Annotated in this window: 8 protein-coding genes and 1 riboswitch; of the genes, 6 read left to right on the forward strand and 2 right to left on the reverse strand. The window is 37.2% G+C overall.

Annotated elements, in window-relative coordinates; translation table 11 throughout:
- The first annotated feature begins 357 nt into the window (after positions 1-357).
- From CG11_RS19090 to fdhD, 5 genes are all read left to right on the forward strand, one after another.
- Positions 358-1,917: a T9SS type A sorting domain-containing protein gene (locus CG11_RS19090; RefSeq protein ID WP_052598438.1), complete on the forward strand. Its 1,560-nt coding sequence runs from the start codon at positions 358-360 to the stop codon at positions 1,915-1,917.
- 583 nt (positions 1,918-2,500) lie between these two features.
- Positions 2,501-2,965 carry a hypothetical protein gene (locus CG11_RS19095; protein WP_052598439.1) on the forward strand — a complete coding sequence of 155 codons (465 nt, stop codon included), beginning with the start codon at positions 2,501-2,503 and terminating at the stop codon, positions 2,963-2,965.
- A gap of 85 nt (positions 2,966-3,050) precedes the next feature.
- A riboswitch (cobalamin riboswitch) is annotated at positions 3,051-3,245 on the forward strand.
- 126 nt (positions 3,246-3,371) lie between these two features.
- On the forward strand, positions 3,372-4,685 hold the full coding sequence (locus tag CG11_RS19100; protein WP_052598440.1) for a T9SS type A sorting domain-containing protein: 1,314 nt from the start codon (positions 3,372-3,374) through the stop codon (positions 4,683-4,685).
- 269 nt (positions 4,686-4,954) lie between these two features.
- On the forward strand, positions 4,955-6,196 hold the full coding sequence (locus CG11_RS19105; RefSeq protein ID WP_052598441.1) for a T9SS type A sorting domain-containing protein: 1,242 nt from the start codon (positions 4,955-4,957) through the stop codon (positions 6,194-6,196).
- Positions 6,197-6,254: 58 nt separating this feature from the next.
- A complete protein-coding gene (fdhD, locus tag CG11_RS19110) occupies positions 6,255-7,055 on the forward strand; it encodes a formate dehydrogenase accessory sulfurtransferase FdhD (protein ID WP_052598442.1) in 801 nt (266 codons plus the stop codon).
- A 156-nt stretch (positions 7,056-7,211) separates the two neighbouring features.
- Here the strand turns inward: fdhD and CG11_RS19115 are convergent, their stop codons facing one another.
- Complete coding sequence (locus CG11_RS19115; RefSeq protein WP_052598443.1) at positions 7,212-10,031, reverse strand: T9SS type A sorting domain-containing protein; 2,820 nt, start codon at positions 10,029-10,031, stop codon at positions 7,212-7,214.
- A 617-nt stretch (positions 10,032-10,648) separates the two neighbouring features.
- A complete protein-coding gene (locus CG11_RS19120) occupies positions 10,649-12,946 on the reverse strand; it encodes an FdhF/YdeP family oxidoreductase (RefSeq protein ID WP_052598444.1) in 2,298 nt (765 codons plus the stop codon).
- A gap of 539 nt (positions 12,947-13,485) precedes the next feature.
- Between CG11_RS19120 and CG11_RS19125 the strand changes: the two genes are divergently transcribed.
- Positions 13,486-15,171: a formate--tetrahydrofolate ligase gene (locus tag CG11_RS19125; RefSeq protein WP_052598445.1), complete on the forward strand. Its 1,686-nt coding sequence runs from the start codon at positions 13,486-13,488 to the stop codon at positions 15,169-15,171.
- The last annotated feature ends 175 nt before the right edge of the window (positions 15,172-15,346 follow it).

The following is a 15,346-nucleotide window of genomic DNA, read 5'->3' on the forward strand; positions in this document are numbered from 1 at the left end:
TTAGAAAAACTTACTTTTAAGTAATAACCACTACTTCACTTCACAATTATTCATACCAATTCACTTATTTTAAAGAAGGACAAATTTCTTCCGCACTCAAATACTAGGAAGGATAATAACTCCATGTCTTGTATTTCATTACTCCGTTGAAAAATCGTATTAGTTTGATTATCAATGAGATATGCTTTTATTAGTCTTTGCGCTAAAAGACTGATAATCAAACTAATGCAAGATGCTTTTTTACGTTTTTCGTAGGAAAACTAAAAAATCAACGGAGTATTAGTATTTATTAATCTAATACAATTTAGTCGCGCTATTACTGCGTGGTTTAAGCGAATTAATGTAAATAATAACAGTATGAAAAAAACAATCTCACTTTGGATGCTTACTTTATTAAGTATAGTATCTCTACAAGCGCAACAGTTTAATTGTGGAGTAGATGCAGCAGCAGCAGCAATTATTAAGCAACGTATGTTAGCCAATCGCCAGTTGTTTACCAAGCAGCAAATAAATAGCTTGATGACTTCAAGAGCCATCACATATATTCCTATAACAATTCATAATGTACGGAATACTAGTGGGGAAGGAGCCATTTCGGAAGATCGTATACTAGGCTTTTTATGTGGTTTAAATGCCATTTATGCGGATCAAGACATACAGTTTTTTATTCATGGTCAGATTAATAATTTGACCAATGACTTTATTGATGCCAATTCCAATACCTTTCAAGCAAAGCTAGCGATGTTCCAAAATAAGGTAGCGAATACCTTGAATATTTATATTGGACGGTCTACCTTTTATCCAGCAACAGGATATACGAGTTATTATGAACCCAATTATGATTATGTCTTTTTGCAAGAGCCAATGGTATCTTCTGCGGCGAAAACAGAAGCACATGAAATAGGGCATTTCTTTACTTTACCACATACTTTTAATGGATGGGAAGGAACTGATGCAGAGATAGATTATAATGGTGTTAATGCACCAACTCATGTGCCATTGACAGGAGCATTGGTAGAAAAGGTAGCTAGAGGAGCTGGAGGAAATTGCGCAACAGCAGCCGATGGTTTTTGTGATACAGAAGCCGATTACCACTCTACGGCACTCATTCAAAGTTGCAATTTTACCCCTTCAACATTAGATCCTACAGGAGTTACCTTAAATCCAGACGAAAGTAATTATATGTCTTATTATAATGATAATTGTCAAAATAACTTTTCTACAGAGCAGAAAGGGGCGATTGCCATGTCTGTAGCTAATAGAACATGGGTAACCAATACGCCTCCTAATACAACTACTGTAACAGGAGTACCGACACTTGTATCCCCTGCTAATAATACTCCCGCTTCTATTGCGAACTCAACGGTTCGCTTGGATTGGGATAATGTTACGGGGGCAACTTGGTACTATTTGGAAGTATATGGCACGCAGTTTCCTGGAATTTGGCTTCCGAATACCAACGATGTTAAATTTAAAGGAATTGTTACAACAGGGAATAGCCATTATGACTTATCAACAACAGGCTTGACAGTAGGAGAGCGGTACGCTTGGCGCGTGAAAGCAATTAACCAATATTCAACTTGTGCTGGTTTTGCAAGTTATAATAAATTTGAAGCAACTGCCGCTACAAGTATCAAAGATTTGTCAATAGAGAAACAGATGACGCTAAAAGTAAGCAATAATCCAATTACATCGAACGACGTAGCTTTATCTATTTATACCGCAGAGGAAGTTGTTGGGTCTATCCAAATCTATGGAATGGATGGAAGAGTTATGGTTACTTTAGCTAAAGAAACAATTGCTAAAGGGGATAATTTGGTTCAGATCCCTGCTGCTAATTTAACGAATGGAATGTATTTAGTAGTTGTGGCAACAGACAGAGGTTTTTTGCAACAGAAATTTGTCATACAACGATAATAAATACATAAATGCGTTATTGTTGAGTAACGACTAGTATTGAACAGGAATTTTGCTGCTAATAAGCAAGATTCCTATTTTTATTCGAAGAAAAGGACCTTGCTTTGGTTTTTGTTATCAAGGACTAGTTTGGTAACCTTCTATTTTAACATGACTTTGTTATTAACAATAGTTAGCTGCGCTGCTACTACGTGGTCGTTGAAAAATTTTATTGGTTTACTTCGTGAGTGCTGCGCAGTTGATAATCAGAAAGTTGTATCTTTATTGCGTTTTGTGTTAAAATTTTGATTATCAGTAAGATGTGTTTTTGTTGACTTTTGTGCTAAAAGACTGATAATTAAACTAGTGCAAGATGCTTTTTTACGTTTTTACTTCGTGAGCCTACGGGTTCGTAGGAAAACTAAAAAACTAAGCTTGCGCCCTCATGACCAGAGGGAATAATCAACGGAGTATTAATATTAAATAGCACCTTTTTTTTTACTGGGGAACAACTTTGTGTGGATTCGTGTTACTATTGTATAATCGGTTACTTATATTATTACTTTAATTGGACAGAAAGCCCCAACAAAAATAGCCTAAATATATGTTTGGAAGAGTTAAGAAATGGTTTGGAATAGAGGGAACAAAGATAAGACTGCATGTATTACCTTCTTATCCTAGAAATGTTAAAACAATTAACGGAGAAATAGAAATTTACTCCAAGCGTCCCGAAAGAGTTTTGGCAATTAAACTAAAGTTTATAGAAGTTTATACTCGTGGAAGAGGAGAAGACAAACGTATAGATGAATTCTTACTGGGAACTTGGGAGTATAACAAACCAATAGAGGTCAGCGATGGCAACCCACATATGTTGTTCTTTAAATTGGAATTTAACCCTGTAGAATCAGCGATGGATAAGCGGGCAGGCAAAGGACCTTTGTTGAGAGGAGTCGTTAATATGATGAAATCTATGAAGGGCGTTCAATCTGACTACAGAATTGAAGCAGAGGCAATTGTTGAAGACAATACTTGGAACCCTTTGGCTAAGGCAAGAATTTTATTTGATTAGTTTAAGAATAAAAAAATGTATTTCAGAATACTACAAAAAAAAACCTTTTGATGTGTAAATCATCAAAAGGTTTTTTACATTTGCGGCATCTTTTAGAGATGTAGGTTTTTCATTTTATGTATTTGAAAATTAAAAGGGAATCGAGTGTAAATCTTGAACTGTCCCGCAACTGTAAATAGCATTTTGTTTTTGTAAAAAAAAATCCACTGTTCAATTTAGAATGGGAAGGAATATAAAAACGCTATAAGTCAGGAGACCTGCCTATATCCTTTTGGTTAATGCTTTCGTGGATTGAAGCAACCAGTCTAGGAGCCTTTTTAGCCTTCCTATATTGGGCTAGTTCTACTTGGACTAGCTTCTATTCTGTTAGCATAGTAAAATTTTTTTTCATTTAAATTTTAAAGCTATGCAAGCCTTAGTAAAATTTACACTTTTAACCTTCCTATTGGTCGGAACAATGGGCAATCTTTTTGCTCAAAATGAATCTATTATTGTTGTCAATGGTGGTATTTATGGCGTAACAAATGCCAATACAACGATTGAAGCTCTAAATTCTGGAGTAGCTACCAATATGGGAACCATTGGAACCTCTTCTATTCAAGATGTGCTCGTTGATAGCCAATATGTATATGTAGCAGCGCAAGATAGTATTGTGAAGTACAATTGGATGACAAAAAACAGAGTTGCTGCCAACGCTTTTGGTGGAGAGAGTACCTTAAGTTTGGCACTTCACAACAACCATTTGTTAGTAGGAAACTGGTATGGACCTTGGGGGGCTACTGGACCTTACAATCGTCATTTTTTGATTTATGATGCGAATGATTTATCGTTGATTGATAGTATCCCACAAGTAACAAAACCAGCAGATGATTTTGTGGTGATTGGAGATTACGCTTATATCGCTCAAAACAACGATAAAACAGTTGGTTTTGGAGACACATTAGGATATTTGGCTGTAGTAGATTTGACAACAATGACTTTGGTTCGCAACGATACATTATCAACTACAGGAGAAGAAATAGGTCGATTGGTGGTAGAAGGTGATATGATTTATGCAATCAATGGCGCAAGCAACACGATTTCTAGTTACAACACAGTGACTTTAGCAAAATCAACACAACCAGCTGCTAATGGATTGGATTTGAAACCAGCTGCATATGGACCAACAGCATTCACAAAAGGTGCTGGTGTTTGGTATTTTCCTTATGATAGTGGAATTGGTAGCTATGATTTGGCTAATAATGCTGTTATAGCTGCGAACATGGTTAACATTGCAGGAAGTTTTGCTTTTGTGTTGGATACATTCAACAATACCTTCTGTGTGAGCCATATCAATTATTCTGATCAGCTTCAAAACAAAGGAAGAATTTATGATATGAATGGAGATAGTGTGGGAATGTTCCAAGTAGAATATTCTCCTGAAGCATTGGCGATTGTTTCTGATATTTTGGTGAGTTCTACTCTCCAAGTAGCTAAATCGAACGAATTGATGTATTCTATAAGTCCTAATCCTGCCACAACTACTTTGGCTGTAAATTTTGAAAAAGCAGAAGCTGTAACCTTAGTTGTTTTGAACCAAGTTGGACAAAATGTATTAACAAAACAATCAACAGATACTGCTGTTGTATTGGATGTTGCAGAATTAACTGCTGGCGTTTATTTCTTGGCTGTTGTTAGTGAAGATGGCATTATGAGAACTCAACGTTTTGTAAAGCAATAAATTATTGGGAGTAGTGTTTCTAGTAAATTATTCATGAAATGAATATGTGATTTTATGACCATGAATTACTTCGAACAATCTGCTTATAAAAAAGTCTGTATATCCTCGGATGTATGGGCTTTTTTCTTTTTAAAGAGGGTATTTATATCTGATAAACAGGGAAAAATGTTCTTGCAGATACGATCTGATTTTTGGATTTTAGAGTTGCTACAAGATTATGGCATATAGCATTTTTTATAATTCAAAAGAAATTCTAAATACATCAAAAAATGAAACAAATTGTACTTTTTCTATTTTTTATTGCGATGAATCTTCATATGCAAGCACAAGACACAACAAGGGTCTTATTTATTGGAAATAGCATTACCTATTTTAATAATATGCCACAAACCTTTGAAGCTATTGCAAATTCTCATGGCGATACAACTGCCGTTACGGTGTATGCACCAGGAGGGACAGGGTTTGTTAACCATGTTTCGAATCCCAATGTATTCGCACAGTTTAGACAGGGAAATTGGGATTATGTTGTCTTGCAACCCGGTTCTAATGAATCACCAGGTTATTCCTATCCAATCAGCGAAACATTGAGTAGAGGTCGAATATTACAAGATTCTATTTACAAATACAATCCATGTGCAAAGGTTTTATTTTATGAAATATCTTATGGCGTATGGGGCAATTCTGCAAGTAATTTAGCTACCTATAACAATACCATGACCGCAATTCGAAACAATTTAACTTATTTGTCTGATTCTACAGAGACATTTTTTGCACCTGTAGGAGAAGCATTTAGAACCGCATGGAATCAAGACCAGAATAGCCTGTTGTGGGGAGGTTACGGAGACATACATCCTAATGCAAAAGGTTCTTATATTGCTGCTTGTGTTTTTTATGCGACTATTTTTCAAAAACCATCTAGAGGGTCTACAGTTGTAACTTCGTTGTCTGCTGCGGATGCAGATTTTTATCAAGAGTTGGCAGATACAACGGTTTTGAATTATTTATCAAATTGGAGAATCAATACCTTTGCTCCAACGATCGATTTTAATTACACCACTAATGGAAATACCATTAGTTTTACCAATCTTTCTACAAATATAGATAGTTCCTTTTGGGATTTTGGAGATGGGACGACATCAACGGTTTTCGATCCGATGGTGACGTATGGAGGAACAGGAAATTATAATGTGACGTTGACTACGTACAAAAATGGCTGCGCAAAATCAATGGAACAAACAGTTGCGATTGGAGTACTTGGAGTGGAAAATGTAAAAACGTGGTCGGGAAGTTTCATATATCCCAATCCAACTAAAGATTATTTAAATATAGAACTAGAGCAAGACCATTCTAAGTATCATTTTGAGGTTTATAATCATTTGGGAGAATTGATTGTCAAGACCAATAAACGGTCTATTCAAATAGCACATTTGCCCAATGGAATTTACTATATAAATGTTGTAAATACGGAAACATTAGAGAGTCAAATACACAAATGGAAAAAGTATTCGTAACTTTGTTTTTGATAAGTAGGAGAGCAGAAAAATATAGCTAAAAAAATAGACTTACTATATGGCTACATCAGAGTATCAAGGACAAAAGTATTTAAAGAAGCAACAAAAGCTTGTACAAGATGTGTTGACAGTCGAAGAAGCGTTGCAAATTACTATTAACAATTTTCCATTTACAGTAACCATGCGAACGCCAGGCAACGATCGAGCATTGGTTCGCGGCTTATTGTTTTCTGAAGATATTTACAGAGGAGACAATGCCGCTTTAACCATCGACTATCGACAGAAAAATGCGATTACCAGAATTGCCAATGTGAGCCTAGATAAATCGCTTTTGGGAGCAGGAATAAAAAGCACTAGAAATTTACTATCTGTTTCTTCTTGCGGTATTTGTGGACGACAAGACTTGGATGAGCAATCTACATTTAAAGATTGCCTGACCAAAAAAGTAACCATAGATATAGAGAAGTTGTACCAATCTTTTGAGTTGATGCGTACTCAGCAAGATAATTTCTTGCGCTCTGGTGGATCACATGCCGCAGCAGCTTTTTCTAAGAACGGAGAAATGCTAAGTTTAATGGAAGATATTGGGAGACATAATGCAGTAGACAAAGTAATTGGAGATTTGATTTGGAAGGAAGCATTAGGAAAAGCTAGTTATTTGTTGGTGAGTGGTAGAATTTCTTATGAAATTGTTTCCAAAGCTTTTTGTGCCCAGATTCCTATTTTAGCTGCTGTTTCTGCACCATCTTCGCTGGCCGTAGAATATGCCAAACAATTTGGACTGACCTTATTGGGCTTTTGTCGAGAAGAACGTGCTACTTGTTATGCAAATGATTGGAGATTAGCCATTAAGGGATAAAAAAAGCCAATTTGAAAATAATCCTATTTTCAAATTGGCTTAAAAAAACTAAGTAAGTGGGCATAAAAAATTATAGGTAAAAAATAAGGTTGTTTAGCTGCGCTGCTACTTCGTGGTTTATAGAATTTTTTCTGAACGATTACTTATGAAGTGGTTTTATTGTTTTATCGCTTTTTTTAACGTTCTAAAACCTTCTTTTTCATTTTTCAGTTCAATGTAATAAATACCTGAAGCAAACTCATTCAAAGGAATTTCAATGGTATTATGACCTTGCAAAACCTGATGAGTACCCATGTTGATTAACGTACGTCCCAGCACATCTGTAATTTTTAACTCAACATTGTTAGGCTGTTGTGCGTGGAAACGAAGTAAGGTATTTCCTTTTGTTGGATTGGGTTGTAGATGGATGTCATTGACAAATTTTCCACTCATTTGCACATGGCTGATATCACAAATAAATTCAGGGCTATAAGAAATATCTACCTGTTTCAGCCTATAATAATAATCAAGCCCATTGGCGACATGAACATCTTTGTAGGAATAATGTTGAGAAACATTTGTCGTACCAGCACCATCGACCCAAGCAATTTCTTCAAACAAGATCCCATCAGTACTTCGTTCAATAGAGAAACCAAGGTTGTCCTCTTCTCCTAAAGTAGTCCATTGTAGTTGGATGGCATTTTCCTGCTGCATGGCTGTGAAATTTTCACATTTAACAGGCAGTAGAATACAACCAATTCGAATGTTGCGTTGTGTGGCACAAATACCATCATCAGCAGTACAGGTATAAGTCGTTGTTAAAAGTGGAGACGCCGAAGTATTGGCAGAGTTGGTCGAACTAAGCCCAGAGCTAGGAGACCAAGCATAGGTATAGTTAGAAACAAAACTACCTGGTATAGGACAAAAAGTAATTCCTTCATTTGTTGCCGTCCAAGCTGATGAATTTCTTCCCGCTACCGTAACGGCATTATTACCACCTGCATCTTCTATACCCATGGTATGTCCTCCAGAACCATCTGGTTGTGTTGTTGTGTGGATTTCAATACAACCTGTTGCTTCTATTAAGTGCACTTGAGTAGTGATATTATTACCAGAAGGATAATGATCTACATTAAAAAACTCCATCACTAAGGTGCGATTTGGAGCAACCCCTACTGTCTGATAACGAATAACATTGGCTGTTGGTTGTCCGCCATTACCTGGATCTAAATCATCCCAAGAAAAGGCAATTAAATTGTTTGGAGTAGTGGTAGAAGGGAGAGTTTGACCAGCACAACATCCATTGGGAGAGCCTGCCGTAAACGTCATGAAGCCATTGGAGCTAATATAAAAGTCGGTATAGTTGATACCCCAAAAATTAAAAGGAAAACCAATTGGCAAAGCACCACTTAGCGCATCATCGCCTAGAGATACTGTTGTGCCGCCTGGGATAGCAATGGGAGCAAAAGCTGTCGTACCTGTATTGTACCCTGCTGCAACGGGAATAGGAACATCGCCATTTAAAGCAGCAACTAAGTTAACAGGGGCATCTCCTGCACAATATTGTAATTGGCTGGTATCTGGCGTAAAAGCCAAATTCATAGCATGGTCGGTTACCGTTAGAGAATTGGTGGCTGTACATCCTAAGGGATCTGTGTAAGTAACTGAAAAAGTAGCAGGAGTTGTTGGTATGGTTGCGATAGGATTAGCTATATTCGGATCGGATAGGTTTGCTGCGGGACTCCAAGAATAAGTGCCACTGCCAGCTAAGGCTTGTAATTGTTTGGTTGTTTCATTTGGGCATTTAACAGTGTCTTGAGCAGGAAAACTAACTCCTACAGGCTTAATAATAAAGCCCAAGGTTTGTTGACCAGCTACAGGACAAGCTCCATCATTAAAATTAATCGTAAAGGTTTGGTTGGCAATAGTATTAACAAACCAACTAACATTGATTGTAGCAGGGTTGCCATTAACAACAGTAACAATGGCTCCTGTTAGATTAGCAGCGATGTTATTGGCAATTGTAACAACATCTGTTGCGTCAGGGTCTGGGCAACTAATATCAAATGATAGTGTGTTGCCGACACAAGTTTCAAAAGCGCTATTGTTAAGAGCACCTCCACTAATATTACTAACAGGATCAGGAACAGGGGTATTGTTGGTACAAGAAATAACCACAATTTCCATATCTCTCATAGTTGTACCAATTAAAACACCATTTCTATATTCTTCAACCAAAATAGCAACAACGCCAATTTGTGTTGCGTCGGGCGTAAAATTCATTTGCCCTGTTGCGGGATCGAAACCATACGTTCCTGTGGTAGAAAGTGGTTGAGTTGCACTAAATCCAGCATTGTGGGTGATGTCTAAAGTGGCACTTTCTTTAGGATTAATTAATGAAAATACCAATGAGTCGCCATCGGGGTCTATCGTACCGTGATTGTAGCCAAAAGGTTGATTGGCACAAATATAGGGGATAGGGGGCGTTGAGAAAGTTGGAGAATTGTTGCAAGGTGCTGCTACATTATTAATTAACGTTTCGACATAAATAGAACCTGTACTAGAGTTGGTAATAGCACTATTACGACAACAATCGGAGAAAGACGCAATCCAATCGGTACAAGGTCCTGATAAAGTGACAGAAGCAGTATAGGTATAGACTTCAACTCCTTGTAAAGTTCCGCCATTACAAGTACTATTAGGAAGTTGTGCAGGACAAAGAGGAGAAGCTTCTGCAACGGATTGTTGAGTCATTGAGACAGATTGGCTAGTGCCACAACCAGAGGCAGAATTTAAATTGAGCGTTACTGTAGTTGGAGCGGCAATTCCAGCACAGTCTCGATAAAATGCTAATGTGAAAGTATAGTTATTGCCCCCTGTGCAGACATAGGACAAATCGGCTCCCATATTATGAGAGGCATAACTAGGTGATGCTAGGGAATAGCAAAGCAGGACAAAAGCAATCCTTAATAGGTTGCTGGTGTAAAATTGGTTCATTTAAAAGAAGTTTAATTGAAAAAAATGATTGCAATTATTATGTGTGTGTAAATTAATTGGCAACTCAATTTTTTAATTAAGTACTCCTATCCTTACCGATGTAAGTTTAAAATTTAGGGCAGTTTACTACAATGAATTAATATGGGGTATTAAGTCATGGAAAAACTATCAATTGCTCAGAAAGGGGGGGATAGGGGATTTCAAAGCAATTACTACATCAATGTATTATTACAATAGAGGATACAAGGGATATTAATTAAAAAGGTTATTTTGTTTTGTGATATAAAATTTTAAATAAGTGTCATAAATTTAAAAGGATATTTTATTAAAACAAATTAATGAGGTATTTTATTTTGCATGGAAGTGTATTTATATACAAATTGTCTGTAAAGTTACCTTTTGATGACGTAATTGTTGCTTAATGAGCAGATTATCAAGTAGATTGGTTGCTTTGTAGAAAGGTAAGTAATAGTAACAAAACGTGTAAAAAATATAAGTTATTGAAGAGGTAAAGAATAAGCCGTATATCATAATAGAAGATATACGGCTTACGTTTTGAAAAAATGTACTTCAACGGTAATAGAAACCTTTAAAAGGATGTGGCGTCACAATAGTCTTTAAACATCTGCTTTGATAATTTCTACTTCTATAAATTTAGAGGCAGGAGTGTTGCTTTTTTTTGCAACATTATCAATATGTACCAAGGCATTAGTTTCTGGAAAATACGTGCCAATGCATCCTTGTGCAATATCATATCCTACCACTTTAAAGTTATTGGCAGCCCTTTGTTCTCCTTTAAAATAGCTTCTAAAGTGAATAATGTCTTTGTCTTTTAAACCAAGATTTTGCATATCTTTTTTGTTCATCAATGCAATGCGACGTTCATTGAGAATACCACGATAACGATCATCTAAACCATAAATAGTGGTATTGTATTGATCGTGTGTGCGAATTGTCATCATAATAAAACGCCCTTCGGATACTTTTCGTTTGGGGATAGGATTGATGGTTAATTGTGCTTTTTGAGAAGTAGTGTTAAAGGTACGGTTGCGAGCACAATTCGGAAGGTAAAAACCAGCAGGTTTTCGAACTCGTTCGTTATAATTATCAAAACCAGCGACAACAGCCTCTATATGGTTTCGAATAACATCATAATTATCAACCATGGCAGTCCAATTGATAGAGGTGTCTTTTCCAAAAGTTGCTTCAGCGATTCCTTGGACGATAGCAGGCTCACTTTTTAAATGCTTAGAAGCGGGCTCAAAATTACCTTCACTAAGATGTACTACTCCCATAGAATTTTCGACCGTAACAAATTGTCGACCAGAAGATTGGAAGTCTTTTTCAGCTCTAGAAAGGCAAGGCAATATAAGTGCTTCTTTTCCTGTCACTAAGTGCGAACGATTGAGTTTAGTTGATATTTGAACGGTTAGAGCACAGTTTTGAACCGCTTCTCCTGTTAGTTGACTGTCAGGCGTCGCAGAAATAAAGTTGCCTCCCATAGCTACAAAAACTTTAACCAACCCTTTTTTCATCGCATGGATACTATGAACAACATCATAACCGTGCGGACGAGGGGCTCTGATGTTAAATTCTTGGTCTAGATTTGCCAAAAAAGTTTCGGGTGGAGCCTCCCATATACCAACAGTTCGATCGCCCTGTACATTGCTATGACCACGAACGGGGCAAGTGCCAGCCCCTTCTTTGCCAATAGCGCCTTTAAGTAGTAAAATATTGACGATTTCACGAATGTTTTGCACGCCATTTTCATGTTGCGTAATGCCCATTGCCCAACAGATAATGATTTTTTTATTGTCGATGAGCAATTGTGCAAAAGCACGAATTTCTGCTTCTGATACACCACTTTCTTCCACTGCTTCTTGAAAATCACTTTGCTCTAAATCGGCAATTAAAGCCTCATAACCTTCACAATGTTCTTGAATAAAAGGAAGGTCAAAGACAGTACCAGGTTGCTTTTTTTCTGCTTCAAGCATGAGTATCATAGCTGCTTTGAGTAGAGCTACATCTCCATTGATGCGAACTTGGAGGTATTGATCTGTAATTTTGGTTCCTCCTTTGACAACTTCTACAGGGCTTTGAGGATTAACAAAGCGTTCTAAACCTGCTTCAGGAATCGGATTGATACTAACTACTTTGCCACCATTTTTTTTGCAATGGCTTAGTGCTGTTAACATACGAGGATGATTGGTTCCTGGATTTTGTCCCATGACGACAATTACCTCCGCTTGGTGCAAATCTTCAAGTGTTACCGACCCCTTGCCAATTCCCAGAGTTTCGCCAAGCCCTTTGCCACTCGATTCATGACACATATTAGAACAATCAGGAAGATTATTAGTGCCTAACTGGCGAGCCAATAGTTGATACATAAAGGCAGCTTCATTGCTGGTGCGCCCCGAAGTATAAAAAACAGCTTCATTGGGATCATTAAGTTGTGTTAAATGTTTGGCAATTAACTTGAATGCATCTTCCCAAGAAATAGGTTGGTAGTTAGAACTATTGGCAGGCAAATACATAGGTTCTGTAATTCGTCCCGATTTGCCAATTTTGTAATCAGACCATTGGCTCATTGTTTCAACGCTATATTGAGCAAAGAAATCAGGCGTAACTTTTCGAGTCGTAGACTCTTCTGCTAATGCTTTGACACCATTTTCGCAGTATTCGCCCAATGAAGAACGTTTGCCATCAGGGTCAGGCCATGCGCATCCAGGGCAATCAAAGCCTCCTTTTTGATTCATTTTGTTCAAGCGTTTGATCCCTTCCCAAACACCCATTTCTTTGTTTAGGTGTTGTAAAGAAGCCACCAAGGCAGGAATTCCTGCTGCTTTTCGCTTGCGTTCAGTGAGTTTTAAATTTTCAAAATTTTCGGGGGGCACGATTTGAACATTTCTTTTCATAGTGGAGGTATATCTAAGTAATAATTTGGCGTCTCAATAACTATTGTTTCGTAGAGTATGTTAGTAGGATCATAGTCTTTGCTTTTTTACTTTAAAAAGTAAACAACTAAGCGATAGCGATCTCACGCAGTAGCAGCGAACCGAGCTCACGACCGAAGGGAGTAACAAAGCTAACTAAAAGCGCAGCGCCCACGAAGTACCACGCAGTAGCAGCGAAGCTAATCTACGAACTAACTACTAAACTTATTGTACATGAAAAAAATATTGGGTGGCTGTTTTAGCAGTCATTTTGGCTTAAACGAAACAGTTATAATTGGATACAAGCCTTTCCAAAGATTTTTATTCGATGTTAGTTGATAATCTCATTCAAGGTACTAAATTCTACTAGAATTAACAAAAAACCACTTAGTCTTTAAATTGTAGTAAAACAAGTTTATATTGTATAAAACTTATCTACTTTACTTTGCGGGGGAGTTGTATTAATTTGATTATTAATAGAATGTGATTTTATTGGTCAATTCTCCAAAAAACTACTCAAAATGGAAGAAACAAAATTCCTTACGGATATTGAAATTGCACAGAACAACGAAATGAGTCACATCAAACAGGTGGCAGAGAAATTGAACATTCAAGAGGATGATTTAGAATATTATGGAAAATATAAGGCAAAGCTTCCTTTGTCTCTAATTGATGATGCTAAAGTTGCCAATGGCAATTTAATTTTGGTAACAGCTATGACGCCAACTCCTGCGGGAGAAGGAAAAACCACGACATCCATTGGTTTGACAGAGGGGCTAAATAAGATAGGGAAGACGACGACAGTTGTTTTGAGAGAACCTTCTTTAGGACCTGTTTTTGGAATTAAAGGTGGTGCTGCTGGTGGTGGTTATGCACAGGTGGTGCCCATGGAAGATATTAACCTACATTTTACAGGTGACTTTGCTGCTGTAGAAAAAGCAAATAATTTGTTGTCTGCATTGATTGATAATAATATTCAGAGCAAGACTAGAAATTTGGGCATTGATCCTAGAACAATCGTTTGGAAACGAGTCATGGATATGAATGATCGAGCTTTGCGCCAAATTACAATAGGGCTAGGAGGCACTGGAAATGGTATCCCTAGAGAAGATGGTTTTAATATAACTCCTGCTTCAGAGGTCATGGCCATTCTTTGTATGGCAAGAGATATGGAAGATTTGAAAGAAAAACTAGGCAATATTTTTATAGGTTTTACTTTTGATAAAAAACCTGTTTATGCTAGAGATTTGAAAGCACAAGATGCTATGGCTATTTTGTTAAAAGATGCTATCAAACCAAATTTGGTGCAAACACTAGAGGAAAATCCCGCCATTATTCACGGAGGACCATTTGCCAACATTGCACAAGGAACCAATACTATTATTGCCACAAAAATGGGACTATCTTTATCGGATTATGTAGTAACAGAGGCAGGATTTGGAGCAGATTTAGGAGCTGAAAAATTCTTAAATATCAAGTGCGTTGCGGGTGGATTAAAACCGAAGGCAGTTGTTTTGGTAGCAACAATTCGTGCGTTGAGACACCACGGGGGGGCATCAAAAGAGGAGTACAATACGGCAAGTGTAGAACGGGTAGGAAAAGGATTTGAAAACCTTGAGAAACATATTGAAAATTGTCAAAAATTTGGATTGAATCCTGTCGTTGCTATTAATGCATTTCCTAGTGATACCGATGCTGAAATAGAATTAATTCAAGCTGAATGTAAAAAATTAGGCGTGCAAGCGATTGTTGCGAACGGTTGGGCTGATGGTGGTGATGGAATGACTAATTTGGCTCAAGCAGTTGTAGATGAGGTAGAATCAAATCGCAATAACTTTAGTGCTTTGTATGATTGGAATTTGCCTGTTAAAGAAAAAATTGAGACCATTGCTAAGGAAATTTATGGGGCAGATGGTGTTACTTATTCTAAGAAAGCAGAATTGGATTTGAGAAGAATTGCTCGGCTTGGTTTAGAGCAGTTGCCTGTGTGTATGGCAAAAACGCAGAAGTCTTTTTCTGATAACGATAAATTACTGGGACGTCCAACTAATTTTACAGTAGAGGTTCGAGAGTTTGAATATGCCGTAGGAGCAGGATTTATTATTCCTATTTTAGGAAAAATGATGCGGATGCCTGGTTTGCCTGCGGTGCCATCTTCGGAAGGAATGACGATTGATAATAATGGTAAAATCTCAGGATTATCATAATAAATGAATTTTAAGCACTCATGCAATACGACGTAGTTAGCTGCGCTGCTACTGCATGGTTTCAACGGAGTAATGATTCGTTGAGTAGGCGTTTTCTTTTGAAGTAAATTTTGTGGATAGAGAAAATCATAAGAACAATTTTTTGAAAATCACGTTTTACTGCCAATGGTGTAAG

It is taken from the genome of Aureispira sp. CCB-QB1, from assembly GCF_000724545.1.
GTDB lineage: Bacteria > Bacteroidota > Bacteroidia > Chitinophagales > Saprospiraceae > Aureispira.